This is a genomic window from Adonisia turfae CCMR0081, assembly GCF_011009555.1.
Classification (GTDB): Bacteria; Cyanobacteriota; Cyanobacteriia; order Phormidesmidales; family Phormidesmidaceae; genus Leptothoe; species Leptothoe turfae.
The window spans coordinates 368,379-389,835 of sequence record NZ_QXHD01000003.1; the positions used below are offsets into that span (position 1 = coordinate 368,379).

Annotated in this window: 2 protein-coding genes; both read right to left on the reverse strand. The window is 56.0% G+C overall.

Annotated features, from left to right (window positions below; translation table 11 throughout):
* Nucleotides 1-6,186 (reverse strand): SDR family NAD(P)-dependent oxidoreductase (locus DXZ20_RS02335; protein WP_250565566.1); only part of this gene is annotated, 6,186 nt, incomplete at its 3' end.
* Entirely contained in the window at nt 6,149-21,247 is a 15,099-nt protein-coding gene (locus DXZ20_RS02340; protein WP_163696194.1) for an SDR family NAD(P)-dependent oxidoreductase, read from the reverse strand. The genes DXZ20_RS02335 and DXZ20_RS02340, both read right to left, overlap by 38 nt.
* Nucleotides 21,248-21,457 lie beyond the last annotated feature (210 nt).

Genomic DNA, 21,457 nt, shown 5'->3' on the forward strand with positions numbered 1-21,457 from the left:
GTGGGCCTCCACATAACTGACCGTCCTGGCATCAACCCCGGCTTGATCCAGAGTCCGACGAATCAGGTCTGCTTGAGCCTTGGGATTGGGCACCGTATACCCATTGGTTCTGCCGCCATGGTTGACCCGACTGCCCCGAATGACGGCGTGGATCTGATCGCCATCGGCCACGGCGTTGACCAGGGGCTTCAGTAAAACAACGGCGACACCCTCTCCTGGTACAAAACCGTCGCCCCCGTTCCCAAAGCTACGACAGCGCCCATCTTTTGAGAGCATCTGGAGAGTTGATAATTCAACGTAGTTGGCAGGATGCAGGTACAGGTTTACCCCGCCCGCCAGGGCCATGGCGCAGTCACCCAAGCGTAATCGCTGGCAAGCTTCATGGATAGCAGTCAGCGATGAGGAACACATGGTGTCCACCGGCATGCTGGGGCCTTTGAGATTCAGCAGAAAAGACACCCGATTCGCCACGGACGCAAAAGACGTTCGGGGTTGCAGGGTATCCCCCATCTGCCACAGTTCCGGTCCGTACAGGTCATAACCGGTCTTGGTGATGCCCGCGAACACTCCCACGTTGCGATCGCAGCACTGCGCCAAGCGAGCGGGGGTGTACCCCGCATCTTCCAGGGCCGACCATGACGTTTGCAGAAACAACCGTTCCTGGGGGTCCATTCTCAATGCTTCCTGGGGAGAAAGATTGAAAAAGAGCGGATCGAAGTCGGCAAATCCCTCCAGAAATGCCCCCCATTTGCCATAGCTTTTACCCTGGGCCACCGCCTGCTTTGGGTCTGGCTCATAGAAACCGGCTAAGGGCCAGCGTTCGGATGGAATTTCTGTCACTACATGGGTCCCCGATCTCAACATTGACCAAAACGCATCCAGGGTTTCGGCCTGGGGAAACCGAGCACTCAGCCCGATGATGGCAATCGGCTCCTGGGCGGTGGGGCTGGGTTTCCTCCCTGAGCCCCTACTGACTTGCTGCCCTCGAGCCTCAGGGGGGCGGCTGTTATGACTGTCATTACTATCTTGAGCGGGGCTCGGATCCGGTCGCCCAGTCAGCCCCGTGGCCATCGGCTGGGACGACAGTGGGGACGCCAACGACAGCCCCGTCCAGCTGGCGCATTCCGCCGGAAAGGTGTCGACAAAATAACTGCATAGGGAGGCCAGGGTGGGATATTCAAAAAATAAGGTCTTAGGGAACTTCTGAAAGACTGGTGCCAGCTTTTGGTTCATCTGGGTGACGATGATCGAGTCCACGCCGAAGTCCTCCATGGACGCCTGGACATCGATCCGGTCTGGATGTAATTGAATGACCTCGCCAAACAGCTGCACCAGCCGCCCCAGGGTCCGCTGCCAGAGTCTTTCCCGAGCATGGCTGGCGAGATGGGGCTGGCGAGACCGTCGGGATTCACTCTCACCCACCGGTTCCTCCCTAAGGAATGTCCTGCGCAGCTGGGCAGCATCACCGTAGGCGATCATCACCTGGGCTTGATTGGCCGCCAAGGCTCGGTAGCAGGCGTCCATGCCTGCCGCTACGGGCATGGCCATCATGCCTGTGTTTTGTTCCAAAGCATCCGCTGTGGCGACATCCAGCCCCATTCCCCCTTGCTGCCAGAGGGGCCAGCATAGGGCGACGGTTCTCTGGGGCAATTTCCCAGCTAGCTGGGGCAATTGCCTAGCCAGCTCGGCTGACAGCGCCTGACGGCAATGCTCGGCCCAGGCGTTCATAAAGCCATTGGCGGCGGCGTAATCTGCTTGCCCTGGGTTACCCATCACCCCAGACACCGATGAAAATAAAATAAATACCTCGGGGGCCAGGGCGGCAAAGGCCGCTGCCAAATTAACGGTGCCGGATACCTTGGGGGCCAGGACGTCTCTTAGATCGGCTGGATTCTTTTTGAGAATAAAGCTATCCCGCACCAGACCGGCGGCATGGAGGATGCCATCCAGTCGGCCAAACTGGGTTTGAATATGGTGGGCCAGGCGATCGACGGAGGCGCGATCGCAAACATCGGTCTGGCAATAGTCCAGGCGAGCCCCCCTCACTGCCACATCGGCCTCAAGCTGCCGCAGGCTTTCCCGTTGGCCATCGCTGAGGTCGGAACGTCCTGTGAGAATCAAGGTGACGTCCTGGGCCTGGGTGGCAATCTCTCGGGCAAACAGCAACCCCAGCCCCCCCGCACCCCCGGATATCAAATAGACGCCGTTGTCCCGCCAGGGGGGAGTCACGGCGTCCGTCATGGCCAATTCTTGCCACGTTTGCACCAGACGCTTCCCATGGCCATAGCGGATGTGGGTGTCCCCCGGACAATGGCTGTCCTGTATCAGACGCTCCCCAATCGCCGCCATCCCCTCGGATGGATCCACTTCAATCACCTGACCGTGGAGGTTGGGATTTTCCTGGTATGCAGTTTTTAGCATCCCGCTAAGACCGCTATGCAGCTGCGCTTCACCCCCGGTTGGCACCACCAATTGAATTAATGTGGTCGCCTGGGACTGGTCCCGGAGTAGGGTGCGGAGCAGATCAAGGAGCTGGGCCGCGTAATCCGCGAATCGCCCATGGATTTGATCAGCCTGGCTCTCCATAAGGTGGCAGGTGATGCCCCTGGCCTGAAACCCAGCCCAAGCGTCAGGGCTATATTCACCCAGATCGCACAGCAGGATGTAATGCTGTGTCCATTGGCCCTGGCTGGCCATCAAGGGCCTGGGCTGCCATTGCGGCACCATCATTAAGGTAGAGGCTGACGGCGTCGGGCTAGGAGAGGTTATATCCCTGTCAAACCAGTAGCGATCGCAATCAAAAGGATAGGTGGGCAGGCTGACTCGACGCCGGGTACCCGGGGCATGCAGACGGTGCCAATCAAATTCCCCACCCCAAACCCAAAGGCTTAGCAGTTTGTCGTACTTGCGGTGCTGTATCCAGGCCGCCACAACATCGCGCAGATCGTCATCACCACTGAAGGCCAGGGCATCACGGTGCCCCCCCATCTGGCCCCGATGCAGCCTATGCTCATCGCTGCCATTACGGACAAACCGTCGTAGCTGATCGATCAGCTCATCCCCGGAAGAGACCACGCAGCCCAGGCGTTCCGCCATCGCTTCGCGCCCAACTTGCAGCGAGAAGGCGGCATCGTGCAACCATTGAGCGTCTATCTCCGGCATTTTTTCCAAATAAGCCAGGAGCTGACGGGCTGAGCGTTGCAAGCCCGCCTCATTTTTCGCCGACAGCACAATCACTGCCGGTTGCCCCGCATCAGCTAACCCAGCAGTCTGGGGACGTTGAACCTGCTGAAACTCCTCCAGCACGACATGGGCATTGGTGCCACCGGCCCCAAAGGACGATACACCAGCCAACCTTGGATACTGACGCGATTCGCCCTGCAGTGCCAATTCAGGTCTTGGCCAGGGACCGGCCTGGCGCTGGACGTAAAATGGTGTTTTCTCAAAGCTGATATTTGGATTCAACGCTGTCGCATGCAAACTGGGGGCCAGCCGTCCATGTTTGAGCTGCAGGACAACTTTGGTGAGACCGGCGATACCCGCCGCCGCCTCTAGATGACCCAGATTGGATTTGACGGAGCCAATGGCGCAAAAGCCAGTGTCATCTGTGTCCGATTCGAAGGCTAGGGAGAGGCCGGTGATCTCAATCGGGTCGCCCAATTCCGTACCCGTGCCATGGGCTTCGATATAACTCATCGACCGCGCATGGACCCCCGCCTGCGCTAAAGCCACCTGGATCAGATCCCGTTGGGCTAAGGGATTGGGCACCGTGTAGCCATTGGTCTTGCCGCCATGGTTGACGCTGGAGCCCCGAATGACAGCGTGGATGTTGTCCCCATCTGCGATCGCCCGCTGTAGCGGTTTCAGAACCACCGCCCCCACCCCTTCCCCAGGCACAAAGCCGTCGCCGCCCGCCCCGAAGGATTTGCACTTGCCATCCTGGGACAACATGCCACTGGCACACAGTTCGACATAGCTCGACGGATGCAAGAAGAGATTCACGCCCCCGGCGATCACCAGATCACAGGTGCCCCGACGCAAATGCTCACAGGCCTCATGGATTGCCGTCAACGACGATGAGCACATGGTATCGATGGGCATGCTCGGCCCGTGGATATTTAAAAAATAGGAAACTCGATTGGCCGCTGAACTAAAGGAAGTACGGGGTTGGAAGCGACCGCCACGGGCTTGAAAATCAGCACCAAACAGCTCGAACCCCGTGCGCGAGATGCCGACAAAAACCCCAACTCTGCCACCGTACTGGTCTGCCAGCATGGTGCGTGTGTGACCGGCGTCTTCCAGGGCCTCCCAGGTGGCCTGCAAAAACAGCCGTTCCTGGGGGTCCATTTTCATGGCCTCGCTGGGGGGTATACCAAAAAACAACGGATCAAAATCGGCAAAGCCTGGGAGAAAACTGCCCCACTTGCTATAGCTTTTAGTCTGCTTGACCGCCTTTTCCATATCTGCTTCAAAGAAGCCATCCAGGGACCATCGGTCCGCCGGAATTTCTGTGACGCAATGGTGGCCAGCTTCCAGATTTTTCCAGAATGTATCCAGGTTGTCCGCCTGAGCATAGTGACCGCTAATACCGATAATGGCGATTTCGGAGGCCAGAGCCGGACCGTCACTCTGCCCCTCACTCTGACTCTCACTCTGGGGGCGATGGCGTTCAGCAGATACCGTGGTTTCGGTGCCTGCCAGACCTGGGGCAGACACCACCGGCATAACCGCCTGACTAGGGGAACTCTTGGCCCTCAGCACACGTTCCAGAGCTGGCCGTTGATGGTGAATAAAATGGTCAGCCAGGGCGTCAATGGTCTGGGCCTCAAACAACAGGGTACTGCGCACATCTCCAAAATTCGCCCTGAGTTTGGCGTTAACACGATTGATTAAAATCGAGTCGATGCCATAGCTTTCTAACGGTTCTGTAGCTGCGATTTCGTCGACCCGCAGCTTTAGGGTGGCGGCCATCAGCTGTTTGAAGTATGCGACTGCTTGCGATCGCAAAGACACCTCAGCCCCGCCCCCCCTGCCATTGCTATTTATCGGCACCGGCGGCTGATGGTTAGCGGTCTCCAGAATGCTCTGGCGCACCCAGCCGTCACTGGCCGCTAAAATAACCTGTTGTCCCAGACCGTGGGCCCACTGACCGGGGAACACCACCGGATCAAACCCTTCATCAGCCAGTACCCGCCGCCAAGTTTCTGACGCCAGCAGGGGCGACCCAGGGATGCGCAGAGCCTTGTCCTCAGGACGCCACCACCCCTCCAATAAACCAAAGGTGACATGGCCCCACAGGGTTTTATCCTTGACCTCATTGATCAGCAGGATGCCATTGCACCGCATCGCCGTTTTCACGTGGCGTAGGGTGTGACGAATATTTTTCGTAGCATGTAGGATGTTGGTCGCAATCACAAAGTCGTAACGTCCAGGTTCAATCCCCTGGGACTCAGGGGGCGACTCCACATCGAACAAAGCCGTGCGCAGGTATGGATGGCCAGGGGCATACCGTTCCCTGGCATGGAGCAGAAAGAACTGAGAAATATCGGTATACAAATATTCCGCAATCCCATGCTTGAAAGGCTGGAGCTTTTTCAACACCTCTACGGTGGTTCCGCCCGTGCCAGCACCAATTTCGAGAATGCGTACCGTCTGGGTTTCATCTGTCGTCAACCGCGCCCCTAAGATCTGCACCAGGGCATCTGCCATCAGGCCGTTGAACAGATCGGCCACGGCATTCCCCTGGTATAGATGCTCAACCAGGGCCATGGAGGCATCGGGAAAAATTACGTCGGTTGCCCGTTGCCTGCCTGCCAGCATATCGGGCAGGGCGCGCAGGCAGATTTCCGCCAGTTGCCATCGGGCCTGATTGTCCCTACCAGCCTGGGCGCGGGCGTGACGCCACTGGTCCCACAGCTGATGGAGCGGGGGGCACTCCGTATCGGGCACGGTATAGTGCCCCCCATCTCGACAGCCCAATAGCCCCCACTGATGGAGCGCGGCCAGGCTCTCCGCCAGCCAGCGATCGTAGGCTGGCTTAAACAACACCCGTGCTTTCAACTCCTCCAGGGTGAACCTCTGTTCCCGGAAGAACCCATAGGCATCGAATATGCCAGCCAGCAATTCGGCAATTCGGCGCTCGATGGTCTCAAATTCTTGAGTTATGTCCAAGCGAAACGAACTCATCTGCTCCATGGGTCTCCATCTGTAACAAAATGTTTCGGATTAACGATGGCGGGAGATCATCGGTTTGGCGGGAGATCGATGCCGCACTAGCAACTCCGTCGATGGCATCGGGCCTGGATGTATTTACCAATGCCATTTGTTCCAACGACCCCTGCATCAGGGTCTGTAAGCCCTGCATGCCCATGGGGGGCTGAATTGGCTCGATACCCAGCTGCTGATAGCGGCGTTTGACCTGAGCCGACACTCGCTCGCCCGAACCCACCCCCCAGTAGCCCCAATTGACCACCTTCACCGCATGGGGTAGCTCAGTGTTTAAGGCTCGCGCGTAGGCATCCATAAACACACATCCCGACGCATATCCCCCATAACCGCCTGCCTTGGCAAACGATGCCATGGAGGAAAAGAACAAAATAAAATCTAAGGATTGATGGCGAACGGCCTCGGCGATCCGCACGCTGATATTGATCCGGCTCGCCAACACCCGGCGAAATCGCTCTGGGGTCATATCGGCCAGGGCCAGATCAAACACATCCATGGCGGCATGGACAATGCCGTGAATCCTGCCGTAGCGCTGGCGAATTCGTTGGAGCACCCCCTCCAGAACACCGGGCTCAGCCGCATCCGCCTGGAAGTAAGCGGGTTTTAAACCATCTTTGGCGAGGGCGTTCAGCTGTTGTTCCAGGGCCGCCGCGGGTCGTCGACCAAGCCAGATCACCTGGGCCTGATAATGCTCCTGCATCCAGCGAGTCCACACCTGGCCCAATCCGCCGCCGCCACCGACCACAACATAGACACCCCCACGCCGATAGCCATTGCCGTCTGCATCCAGCCCCCTGATTGGTAACAGCACCGGCTTAAACCACGTCCCATCCCGATAGGCCAGCGGGGTGCCCGCTGCGTCCAAGGTCGGTGGGGTCGATGGGAAAATGTCCTGAACCGGCCAGGCTGCTGGCAGGTCCAGGGCCTGAATCTGCCACTGGGGGTATTCCTGGGCAAGGGTGCCAGCCAAGCCATGGACACCGGCATGGGCGGGTTGAATGAGATCGCTACGGTAGACGGCCTGGGTCTGGGTGGTGATCACCGTCAACCGTAGGGACCGATCGCCATAGCCCAACAGCAGCAACCCTTTGACCAAATTAAACAGTTGGAAAAGCCCTGTTTCCTGGGCCTCAATCATGGCTTGCCCCAGCTCCCGCTCCAAGTCAGAGGACGGCGCAATCCAAACCAGATGCTCCACATCACCCTGCTGCCGGATGCTATCCGCCACCACGGCAGGACTGGCCGCCACCGGTAGGGTCAAAACGGTTGCCGCCGCCTGCTTACGGATGGCAGCGATCTGCTCCGGTGTGCCGCCGACAATGAGGGGGGAGGTGGTCGTAATGCGGCGCGATCCGGACGCATTTGGCACCGGGAGAGCCTCCCAACCAGGATAAAAAGCCTGTAAATTCCCATCATGGGGCGCTACTGGCGGCGTTGGCTCCATCGCAAGGGGCAGATGCCCGTTCTGGGGCATGACACCAACCCAACAACGGTCGCGGGCAAAGGGATAGGTGGGCAGGCTGACCCGAACCGGATGGATGTCACCGTAACATTGCTGCCAATCGACGGTCCCCCCATTCACCCAATGCGCCAACAAACGGCTGTAGTCACCGGACTGTCTGCATTGTTCCACCAGTGGCTGGCTGGCATCTGGGCCAGGCACATCAGGGTAAGTCTGGCCGTTTACTTCGCCGCAGAACAGCCCCCCCGGATCACCAGTACCCTGGAGGTAATGCCGCAGTTTATGCCGCATCACCTGGAAGGATTCGGCCACAAACGCCAATCGGCTTGCCATCGCCGTGCGCCCCACCTGCAGCGAGTAGGCCACTCCATGCAGGCTAGGGGCGGCCCTCCCTGACGCAACAGCAGACCGATCAACCCATGCCAGCAGGTTTTGGACCAGGTCCCGCAGGCGATCGCCATTGCGAGCCGACAGCACAATCATCGGGGTAGGCCAGGCGACCCTCGGGGACGATGGCCGAACAGTGCCATCGTATGCTTCGAGAATCACATGGGCATTCACACCGCCAATGCCAAACGAACTCACCCCTGCTCTGCGAGGCAACTCCTTGCCCTGGGGGTCCCGTAGAGCCACCCATGGCTGATTTTCCTGGACCACATAGAAAGGACTGTCCTGCAGTCGAATATAAGGATTTAGCCGTTCAGCATGGAGACTCTTTACCAGGGTGCGATGTTTGAATTGCAGCAGCACTTTGAGCACGCTGGCGACACCGGCGGCCAATTCCGTATGACCAATGTTGGACTTGACGGAGCCCAAACCACAGCCCTGACGCCCCACATCCAGCCCATCTGCAAGCAACGGATAGGTTTCACGTAATTCGTTAAATGCCGTGATCAGACCGTTGATCTCCACGGGGTCCCCCAGCTTTGTGCCGGTGCCATGGGTTTCGATATAGCTGACGGTGCTTGGATCGATGCCTGCTCGGGTGTAGGTGGTTTTTAGTAAGTCAGCCTGGGACCTGGGATTGGGCGAGGTCAGCGAACCGGCTCGACCGCCGTGATTTTCAGCGGAGCCGCGAATCACCCCATAGATATGATCGCCATCGTTCTCGGCAGCTGACAGGGGTTTGAGCAACAGCATGCCGACACCTTCGCTGCGAACATAGCCATTGGCTTGCTCTGAAAAGGGTTTGCATCGACCGTCCACAGCCAGGGCTCCGGCCTTGTTCATGCTGATGTGCACGTCCGGTGTCACCAGCGTGTTCACGCCGCCCACCACGGCCATCTCGCAGTGACCGTTTTGAATCGCCGTCACGCCATGGTGCACTGCCACCAGGGAAGACGAACAGGCGGTTTCGATCGGTTCGCTGGGACCATGTAAGTTGAGGTAATGGCTGATGCGGTTGGGTCCAACCGACGGCAGGTTACCAATGGCGGTATGGCCTTCGATCGGCATTCCTGTCTTTTCGACCAGGGTGTGGTAACCACTGCTGGCGGTACCGACAAAGATACCAGTAGCACTGCCCGACAAAGATTCAGCGGCATAGCCAGCATCCTCGAACACTTTCCAAACGTGGGTCATCAACAGCCGCTGTTGGGGGTCCATCAACTCCGCTTCCCCCCGAGAAATGCCAAAAAAGAGCGGGTCAAACTCGTCTACGCCAGCAATAAAGCCGCCCCATTTGATATTGGTTTTGTTGTCCTCATGATCCGGATCGCCGTACCAGGCAGCCCAATCCCATCTTGATTTGGGAATTTCTGTGATGCAGTCCTGGCCTGTGTTTAAGTTATGCCAGAAGGCCTCTAGATCAGGGGCCATGGGAAAGCTGCCCGATATACCGATAATGGCGATGGGCTCAGCCGGAGCAACAAAATCCTGTCTGACCGTAGCAGAGCACTGCGGTTGAGCCTGAGCCCCATTGGCCTGAGCCCCATTGGCCTGAACCCCATTGACCTGAGTACTGTTGGCCTGAGTATTGTTGACCTGAGTATTGTTGGCCTGAGTATTATTGACCTGATCGCCGTTAGAACGGCTTTGGATTAAGCTGGTCAGGGCATGCCGGTAGTCAGAGGCGATATAGTCGGCAATGCGGGCAATGGTCAGGCGCTCAAAAAAGACTGCTGGCGTCAGATCGAGTCCCAGTCGAGTATTCAAACGAACTGCCAGTTCGATCAACAGGGTGGAATCGAACCCATAAACATTTAGGTGAGCCGATGGATCGAGATCTCCGGTGGGGATTTTGAGCAAATCGGAAACGATCTGGGTCAAAATCGTTTCCACCTGTGGGCGGATCTGACTCGCCTCCGGGTTGGGCGCACCGCTGGTCCGGTCGAGACCTTGCCCATAACCCCGTTCAGCCATCTGAAGGCTGGTTCTCATCGCGTCTGGATCACCACACATCACCAATAGACGCGGTTGTTCCGCTGCCAATGCCTGGGATAGCGCCCGTAGTCCCCAAGGGGTGGGCATCGGCGTTAATCCATAACGCTGCTTGAAGGCGGCCTGGACCGCCCCATGGGTTTGAATACCGCCATCTTTCCACAGGGGCCAACCGATGGCCACCGTTCGGCCCGTCCTCTGGCCCTTGATCACAAGTTGGGAGCGGTACTCAGCAAAGACATCCTGAAAGGCATTGGCGGTGGCGTAGTCCACCTGCCCCGGATTACCCAGCACCGCCGCATTGGAAGAGCACAGGAGAAAAATATCCAGGTCAAGGTGACGTGAGGCCTGATCCAGATAAAAGGTGCCTGTCAGCTTCGGGGCCAACACCGCTGCAAAGTCCTCGACTTTCTTTTCGCGGATGATCTGGTCACGGGTGACACCGGCACAATGGAGGATGCCATCAAGGCCTCCATAGGCATGCTGAACGGATTGAATCAGGTGGTCGGCGTCGGCGCGGTCGGCGATATTGGCTTGCCTGTATTCGACCTGGGCACCGAGCGATCGCACCCGTTCAATCACCGCACGTTTGTCACCGCCCATCGGCGAACGCCCCACCAAGATCAAAGCAGCACTGCGGGTGTTACGGGCAATTTCCTCCGCAAAAATGGCCCCCAAACCACCGCCACCACCCACAATCAAGTAAACGCCGTTCTGCTGCCAATCAAAGGATTTTTCAGTGGGTGTGGGTACGATTTCCTGCCAGGACCTAATGTAGCGATCATGACCGTGATAACGAATATGTAGATCGTCAGGATGGCAGGCACAGTCATTCACCCTGGCGACCGTCTCCGAGAACAATGCCTGCCCATCCAGTTCAATCAGTTGCGGTACCAGCCATTTATATTCCGCCCGCGCCGTCCTCAAGATGCCGATCAGGCCACCATGCAAACAGATTCCCCCATGGTGGGGAACCACCACTTGCAAAAGAAGTTTCTCAGGCGAATTCAAGCCTTGGATAAGTTTTTGGATGAGTTTAAAGACCTGGAGAGCGGCATGGCCTAGCTGTGCTTCCAGGGTCCCCTGATCTGAGGCAAGAACTGGGGAAGGGATGTGATGGACCATCACCCCCTCCAAACGAGCCGCACACTCTCTGCCAAGGCTCTGGTCAAGACCACAGAACAAAACATGACGTTCATGAAACGATGGCGGTTCTGATAATCCATGGTCCGCAACGGGATGCGCAGTCCAACCGGGTTCGAAGATCAAAAGTGAAGACAACGATGAGGGTAGCGATGCAGCTAGCGGCGGCGGCAGATTTACCGATTTTGACCCGGCGTCGGACGAGAGTAGACGGGCCTTATGCATCCAATATCGTTGTCGGGCGAATGGATAGGTGGGCAAGGACACCCGGCGCGGCTGACCCTGGTCATAGAACAGGTGCCAGTCAACATCCAGCCCCCTCACCCAAAGGCTCAGAATATGGGAGAACTTGCGCTTTCTGGCCCAGGCCCTGAGCATCTCAGCGGCATCCCCATCAGTATTAAGGCACCCGAGGACCTCCTGGCCGTGCTTGGCATGGCCACGCGCCCGTTCGTTGGTTTCACCAGCCAGATAAGAGCGCAGTGCTTGCATCAGTTCGTCAAGGGATGACACCACCCAGCCAACCCGCTCATCCATGGCCTGCCGACCGGTTTGCAGGGTGTAAGCAATACTCAGCAGATCGGGGACAACGGTGTCCGGGCAGTCCAGTTGCTGTTCCAAATAGGTCAGTAGATTTTGGCCAGACACCTGCAACTGTTCCTCAGTGCGGGCGGAAAGAACGACCATGGCAGGCGACTCCAGCCGCTCTTGACTGACACCAAGGTCTCCGGTCAGGGCTCCATATTCCTCAATTACCAGATGGGCATTGGTGCCACTAAACCCAAAGGAATTGATCGCCGCACAGCGCGTTTGCCCTGGGGGCGCAACCCATGCTTGCCCAGCACTGTTCACATAAAACGGTGAACCCTCCAGATCAATTTGGTCATTGAGGGTTTCAAAATGAAGGGTGGGCGGAATATGTCGATGCCGGATCGCCTGCAGAATTTTAATCACTCCCGCCACTCCCGCCGCCATCAGGGAATGGCCGATATTGCTCTTAACCGCCCCCAGGGCACAATACCCACGCCTGTCTGTGTACTGCCGAAACGACTGCTTTAACCCCTCTACCTCAATGGGATCACCCAGTTTGGTGCCAGTACCGTGGGCCTCCACATATTGAATGGTGGCCGGATCAATGTTGAACCGATCGTAAACCTGTCGCTGTAGCCGGGTTTGGGAATCTCCATTGGGGGCAGTAATGCCGTTAGTACGACCATCCTGATTCACGCCCCAGCCGCGAATCACCCCCAGGATCCGGTCACCGTCCCGTTCTGCGTCCTCCAGCCGCTTCATTAACAAAACGCCTACGCCTTCCCCAGGCACAAAACCATTGGCGCGCTGGTCAAAGGTGTGGCAGCGCCCGTTGGCGGACAGCATGCCAGCATTGCCCGTCATCAGATGCATGGCCGGTCCCGCCAGCACGGTCACCCCGCCCGCCAGGGTCATGTCACTGTTACCAGCCACCAAACTATCGCAGGCCATGGCCATGGCCACCAGGGAGGAGGAGCAAGCCGTATCTAAAGCCAGGCAGGGTCCATGCAGATTCAACGTGTAGGCAATGCGGGCGGGCAAAATAGATGCGGCTCCCCCCATTAAGGCCTGGGCATTTAACCCGTCTGCCTCCAGGGACAGGCCGTAATCCCCGGCACCACACCCCGCAAACACGCCACACTTTTTGCCGGACAAGGAGGATGGGTCGTACCCTGCATCCTCAATACAGGCCCAACTGGCTTCTAGAAATAGCCGTTGTTGCGGGTCCATGAGTTCCGCTTCACGGGGAGAAATGTTGAAAAACAACGGATCGAACTTATCAACATCCTCCAATACCCCCATCCACTTATGGGGGGGGTGGTTCGGAGCATGGTCGCGACTGTTATAAAAGTCTGCTGGGGACCATCGCTCCTGAGGAATCTCGGTAACGCAGTCTAGGCCCTGGGCGATGTTCTGCCAAAAGGCATTGAGGTCAGGGGCCTTGGGGAATTGCCCAGCCATGCCGATGATGGCGATGCCTGCGACTGGCTGAGGAGGTACTACAGGGGTTTTGGGCGGTGGTTTGGGCAGGGGGGCAGGGGCCTGAGCTGTGCCTAGAGCTTCGGACAGCAGCGGCGATGGAGCCTGCGGCGTCTCAGTAGGTGGGGCCTGGGTGATCCGGGCCATAAATTCCGCAAACTGGCGCAGGGTGGGGTGACTATAGATCTCGACCGCCGTTATTTTGACCCCATAGCGCTGGTTGATCTTGCGCACCCAGGTAACACCGCTAATGGAATCCAGCCCCATATCCACAAATGGTGTTTCAGGGTTCACTCGCTCGGGCTTGATCAACAGTTCCTCAGCCAGGGTGATCTGCAAAGTTTTGAGAATGGCATTCACGACGTCTGAATCTGCTGCCGTAGCCACCGGCGTAATTATTACCGGCAGCGGTGCTTCGGCTGGCGGCGCTGGTTCTCCACCGTCCTGGTCAACGGTCCTGGCCAGGACCAGATCGGCAAATTTGTTCAGCGTAAAGTGGTTATACACCTCGGCTGCCAGCAGGCTAAGACCGTAATGTTGATTGACCCGGCGGACCCAGGTCACCCCGGTGATGGAATCCAGACCCAGATCGACAAATGCGGCATGGCTATCCACCCGTTCAGACTTGAGTTGCAATTCATCGGCAAGGCTACGGCGCAGAAACTCGAGGACCTGGTCACGGCGATGGTGGGTAGATGCCGCTGATGACACCGCTGTTTTCTCTGCGCTGGGTGCCACCGCCATGCCCGAGTTGTAGTATTTGCGAATCCGCTCCTGCACTTCTTGATTGCCGACAAAGGTTTTGTCGTGCATGGCCAATTCCTGGGCATAGTTCGGCTCCAGCAGGGTGCGCAGCAGACGGGACCGTTCGGCCTTACGCCTGACTAGCTCATGTCGGGATTGTCGCGCCAGTTCACCGGCCCGTTGTAGGGCCTGCCCAAGCACCTGAGCCCGTGGCAGGACATCCATGTTAATTCCCCGAGACCGCAGCTCGTGGCCCTTATATTCCCTAGCTGTGAACAGAATCTCCCGACCTAAATCCCAGCCAAACCGGTCCGGAAAAATCAACGTGGCCCCCGCTCCTGGCGTGAATCCGTACTGCATGTAGGGGCTGAAATAAAGGCTCTCTTCACTGAAGATGGCCTGATCGCAAAACATGCCCAGCGCCCACCCAGGACCGATGCCATGGCCCTGCATGGCCGCGATTACCGGAATCTCGCACTCCAGGGGAAGACTAAAAATTTTGTCGTCGGTGAACCGGGCGGTCCCCCCCTGGATCGATAACAGGGTTTCTTGGGTGCCACCGCAGGCAAAGTAGCTGTCGTATCCGGTTAACACCAGCACCTTGTAACGCGGATTGTCGCGTACCAGGGCAAAGACTTCATTGATACCGGCGATAAAGGCTTTGGAAAACGTATTGCGGCTATTGCGATCGCACAAAGTCACCAGCAGGACGCCCCCTCCATAGGCCTCGGCACGGACAACGTCAGATTGCAACAACAGTGGTGCCGATCTGCCCAGATCCTCCAGCAGAATTGAATTTGCCCTAGCAATTCCGCCAACGGCTGCCTGGGGCACCGCCGCCCGAGAGATTAACATTTGAGCCAGATGCCGTCTCAATTGCACCAAAGCTTCCTTAGGTGCCTGGGCCAGTTCCGATGCCAGGCTGGCAGCATGGGCATTGACGCGATCTGCCGGAACCACTGGCAACAACAGGCCCATCGCTTTCAATTGGATGCCCGTGAACGAGCGCTGGTCGCTCAAGAGCCCATCCCCTTTGGGGCCAAATCGCTCCTGCAAGAAAGCCTGCTCTCGCTGAGACAGTCGCCACTCCCCAGGGGGTTGAAACTGGAATTCAGCCTCCTCTGCGCACACCATAAAATCGCACAGGCTCACCAATAAACAACTGGCTCCGCGACAACGACCTTTAACAGCGGCAATGATTGGCAGCTCGAACTCCGTAAGCAGCTGGAACAAATCTGGTCCCCTCCGGTCCTTCGGCCCAGCGAACCCCGAGTCTGCCGACAGAATTACGACCCTGGCATCGGTCTGGGAAGCAACCATTTCGAGACTTTGGGCCAAGCTGGCCCACGATGGCGTCGCATCACCCACCACGATGTGATAGACGCCATCGCCGTCCTGGTGCCATGGGAAGAACCCACGGGAAGGGACCTCAGCAGATGAGGAGAGCTGCGCCTCTCGCGGTTGTGCAAAGCTCTCCAACGGCGTCAGTCGATGCTGACCCATGGTGGTCGCAGCGGGTTGAAAACGAGATGCGGTCGGTAGCTCCAGCGAAATCCCATGGGATGGCACCTGGCCATGGTTTAAAGAAGACTTTTCAGAGGTCTGTTCTTGCCCCTGGTGAGACGTTTCAGGTAACCAGTAACGATCCTTTTCAAACGGATACCCCGGCAGCCCATGGAGCCGCCGCCGCCGCCCTGCTACATGTAAAGCACTCCAGTCTATAACGGACCCACCCACCCAGGCTGCAGCAATTTCATCAAATTGTTGTCTGCCAAACCATTCCCGAATCGTTGTCTCACCTGGTGTTTGGTCTGAATGTTGTCCCCCTTGCATCACCCCAACAAAACAGCCCGGAGTCGCCGGATTGCGCAAAAAGTCTGCTATGCGCTGCCGTAATTCCCCATGATCGTCAGCCACAATGGCCAGTCGATGGGCCATCGATTCCCGGCCAGTTTGTAGGGTAAAGGCCAAATCTTGAAACTGATCGGGGTTGAGAGTCTGGCCATCAGATAAATAATCTCGCCAGGACTCCATCAAAGTTTGCAACCGTTCAGCACTTTTTGCCGAGAACACAAAGAGCGCCGCCGCCTCAACCGACGACGGTTGAGGCGGCACTGACAGTTCTGCCGCCGCCCCCTCCACAACCATATGCACATTGGTCCCGCTGAACCCAAACGAACTCAGCACACCGATACGACGACCTTGGGCATTGGGTTCCCAGTCCCGTAATTGGGTATTTACAAAGAAGGGGCTTTGGTCGAAAGCAATGTGCTGGTTCGGCTTCGAAAAGTTGATACTGGGTGGAATCTGACCATGGTGAATGGACAGCAGCAGCTTAATTAACCCGCAGACACCAGAGGCATGGACACAGTGACCGATATTGCTTTTCACTGAACCAATGGCACAGCACTGTTGTTGATCGGTGAACTGCCGAAAGGCATCGGTTAATGCTTTGATCTCCACCGGATCCCCCAGTTTGGTACCAGTGCCGTGGGCTTCCACATAGCCAATGTCCGCAGGGTCAATCCCTAGCTTCCGATACACCGTTTGGATCAATTGGGTCTGAGACAAACTGCTGGGGGCTGTAATACCGTTGGTGCGACCGTCCTGGTTCATGCCCGAACCCTTAACCACACCATAGACATGGTCGCCATCCCGAATGGCATCCGCCAGCCGTTTCAACACCACCACCCCAGCCGACTCGCCAGGGACAAAACCATCGGCCCCATCATCAAAAACCTTACATTTCCCATCCACGGAAAGCATCCCGGCCTTGCTGCACAGAATGTGAAAGTCAGGCATCACATGGATAGAAACACCGCCTGCCAACGCTAGCGACACGTCGCCTTTACGCAAACTGTCACAGGCTAAGTGAACAGCGGTGAGCGATGAGGATGACGCCGTGTCCACGGTCAAAGCCGGCCCCTTGAGATTCATAAAATAGGCGATTCGCGCCGCCAGAATAGAGGCGTCATTGCCCATAAAAGCAGACGCATCCAGAGGTAATCCTGCCTTTCTCAGGTAGGCCTGATAATCACCCGCATCGGCACCGACAAAGACGCCCCAATTGCTGCTGCCCTCAAGACTCCGAACCGCATATCCGGCATCCTCTAGAGCATGCCAGCTTTCCTCTAGAAACACCCGCTGCTGGGGGTCCATTTGCCGCGCTTCGCGGCCCGAAATGCCAAAAAATGTGGCATCGAAGCAGTCAATCTCTTCTAGAAAACCACCGTACCTGCCGTAGGTCTTATCAGGCTTGGTCGGATTTGGATCGTAGTAGTCATTAATATCCCAGCGAGTGGTGGGAACCTCGGTGATACAAGTTTCACCGTTACGCAGCATCTGCCAGAAAGCACGAACGTCTCGCCCCCCCGGGAAGCGTCCGGCCATGCCAATGACGGCAATTGACTGGGTGTCCTGTTCGGTATCCGCTGAACTCTCTCTTTGATGACCTCCAGAATCCATCGATGCCCCCGATGGGGAAACAGTTAGGGGCTTAGTGGGCTCAGCCTTGGCTGACTCAGCCGCTCGCAAACGTTCAACCACCTCGGGGTAATCGTGATAAATGTAGGCGCTCAAATCCCTGACACAGACATAGTCGAACAGCGTCGTAGGAGGCAGCACAATCTCAAAGGTTTGATTGAGCGTCACCACCAACTTGATGTTGGCCATGGAGTCAACACCGTATTCGGAAAATGGCTTGACGCGGTCAATGGCGACGGCTGGTGAGTCTAAACAACTCCTCACGCTCGCTGTCACCATGTCCTCAATGCGCTGCAAAGCTGCATCGGTATCGCCGCCGCCGGGTTTAATGTTGGGGATAATGGGGTTGGGAGTAACGGGCAAACTCTCATCAGGTTCAAGGAAGCCGCCATGCTCCGCCAGACGCTGCATAAAGGCCGCAGGTGATGCCCCCGTGGCAGGCATCACCGCCGTGACGGATGCCTCCATATCGTCCGGGACCTGCTCGGGCGGGACAAACTGCAAACGAGACAATTCGGAGGCAGAAAACGAGAAGACTTCAACATTGTTCTCTGAGCGCCGCAGGGGATTGCCCAGTTCTTGCAAAAACTGTTCAGCAGGGTGATTCTTGGGCGTTCGGATAAAGGCCACTTCCACAGTCCCAAGGTCCCGTTTTTCTGCCTCCCTACCCAGGGCTGCCATCATGGCATATTCCACGCCCCTGCCTAGCACACGACAGCTCAATAGAAAGGCATCGATTTTAAGACAATCTGCGATCGAACGAAAAACCATCAGGCCACACAGGCCATAGTCACCAAACCGATCCGCAACCTTAACGGCCAAACTCCCCACCGTGCTTTCTTCACTCAGCTGGCGGAGTTCTGTGGCGGAGTAGTGACGCTTGGCAAAATTGAACTGATTGGTTCTCTGGGTCAACTGTGCCATGCGGGCCAAGTCGTCAGGGCACGGCTCCGTTATGCGAATGTCCAGTTCAAGACTCTCAATGAATTCCGCGAAACTGGACACCTGCCGACGAAAGTCTTCGCGCCTTGCCTGTTGTTTGTAAAGTTCTGTCCTATGGCCGTCTTCTATGGTTTTGCGGGCATGATCAAAGGCCCAGACGTGATTAAGAAATGAAGGAATGTCCTTTTCAGCAGCGGGGCATTGCAGCGTCAACACCTGGGGACAATGGGCTCGCACCTCAGCACATTCGATCGGACTGTCATCGAGAAAAACAAAGCTCTCCAGACCCAGACCCAGGGACTCGGACAGACTCTTCAGGTTGTCGGATTTGGGTTGCCAGTTGATGCGACAGGCAACAAAATCATCCCATTTCAGGCGCATATCGTCCCGTGTTTCAAAAACACGGCGGACATCCGCCAAATCATTCTTACTGACCAGGCACAGCAGCATACCCTGCTGCTTTTGGGCCAGCATAAACGTTTGTAATATTTGAAAATCGTTGTTAACAACAATATCTGAGGCACCCGTTTCACCGACGATTCCCGACCAGAGAGTGTTGTCACAATCGAGGGCAATTACCTTGTACGGTTCGCGCTGTCTACAATGAAGACGACGGACTATGTTCGAGGCCAGTCCAGTGAAGAACCGAGGGGTGTAGGGAATGTGCCCCATAGCATCGCGCACAGGATCGTGGTAATCTCCCCAGTCATAAACCGACGCCTGGTCAGTCATCGATATCACATCAATCCCATCCTCGTGGGACAATGTCTCCCGTAGCCAGGCCTCCGTTGTTTGCAGAAACTCGTTGGATAGCGTTGCTAAGGCCTTGACTGACGGCGGACATACCACCACCAGATGGGGCAACGACCGGCTGGCAGCAGCTCGCTTGAGCAGAGACACCCAATCTTCGAGATTTCTCTGGATGCCTATTTCTAGCGCCGATCGTCTGGCGGACATGGCTGACCGGGTACGTTTTCCATAGATATTACAGAGCAGGGACCCTTTCAACAGATCTTCTTCGACAGTTGAAAGCTCGAAACCTTTTTCACGCAAGAGAGCCGTAACCCGCTGTGACAATTTCCAGTTCTCTTGGTCGTGAACCTCAACTACAATCTGCCGGATCTTTGGCCAATCATCAGGTGCAATGCTGCTGAGAATATCCCATTCACATTTTTCAGCATCGATCTTCAGCAGGCCAATTTCCTCGATCTGATATTCTGTGATCAGACTCGACAGCGATCGCAACTGACATTGATACGTCTCTTTCTGAAGCCTGGCATCGACCATACCGTCGAGGTGCTCTCCCAGGGTCTCCATGTCCGTCGCCTCGAACCGTTGGGAATACTCATTGATAATTGCCTGACGCAGAGCATGGCCATCTTCTTGATCGTCGGCGTGAAATCCTGAAAACACCGATGATTTTGGATAAAACACAAACGGCGCTTCTCGATCGTCATCCGCAACGCCAACAGGCAGAGCTGTGGCCCCAGGTGCATGCAGGAATAAATTTTGTTCGAGAATTTGGAAACAGATAGGCGAAGGTTCACAGGCAAAAATACGAGCACCCTTACAATGTTGGGCAACAAACATCGAAAACATACCGATGTTGGCACCAATATCGAAAACCACATCACCTTCCTCCAGAACAATCCCGTTCTTCAGATAGGTTTGTTCAACAAAGATCTCGTGGTATAGATACCGAGTTTCGTATGGATTCAGATTGGCAATCGTCATCCCATTGGGGAGTTGATAGCATTCATCACCAGTTGGCAATGAATTGTTATCTTCAGAGTCAATAGAGACACCAGCCTCTGAAACACTGGCTTGAAAGTCTTCAAGTCGAATTACTAGAAAATTGGCACCGGAACGATTTTGGGAGAGCAAACTGCGGGGATTCAGAAACTCTTGATAAATCTGGTTGTACGGAGCAAACTCCACCCGTGTATCCCAGTCTAATTGTCGACTCAGATCCATCAGCGGCGCTTCGAGCGGTTCTGCCGTGAAGGTGGATGCTACAGCCCAAAGGCGAGATGCGATCGCCATCTCACCATTTTGCTCATTATCACTTTGATGGTGGCTGCCTCCTGCCTTACCAGTTTTCTGAGGGAAAAATGCCCGGATACAAAGATCTTGCATTTCACCTAAAAGTTTGCCACCCTCACTCACTAACTGGACGTCAAAGGAAAAATGACTGTCGTTATGGCCTTCTGTTTTAAGCGTTGCCAGACAAAAACACTGGTTGCCAGGAGCCTCGTGAACCAATATTTCTCCGAGGGAAAATGGGACACACACCGCTACAGTGGGATGTATCTGACGCACCAAAAGCAGGACGCACTGAATCGCCGCATCCAGAAGACCGGGAAAACAATCAGGATGACCCACTACAGCTGTGGGACGCACCAGATGACCCACAGCAGCACATTCACTAAAATAAAAGGATTCAATGCAGCGAAACGGTTCTCCATAGGCAATGCCATTGTCTTCAAACGTTTGGTAAACGGCGCTTGCGTCCAACTGGTTGGGGAGTTCACCCACTAGAGCCTCCACGTCAATCGTCTCAGACCTCTGGATTTCAATCGACTCCCTAACACCTAGAGAACCTGAGGCATGGATAATTAATTGTTGCTCTCCACCAGACAAGATGCGATAGTCAAACCCCTGCGGAGTCCTATCAAGCTCAAGTTCAACGGCAAGCGCACGTTGATAGACACTCAAAGGAGCAAGCCAAAACGCATTACTAACCTTCCATGGAAACATCCCTAATTGACTGGGATCTAAAACATGGGACATCGACTCAAAGATCATATCGAAATAACCCACCGCCGGTAAAATTGGACGGGTTAACACGACATGATTCATCAGCAAAGGATGGTCGGATTTTAGAACAGCTATTTTTTTATCCCGCATAAATACTCCGGGGATTTTCCTAGGTTCTCACCAGCAAATAACACCTATATAGGCAATAGCGACTCGACAATCTCCTGGAACCAGCAATCTCTTGTCTAATATTTTCAACAGACTAAATTCAGTGTAGCAAGCTACAGTCCATGAAACAGATTTTATATAGAA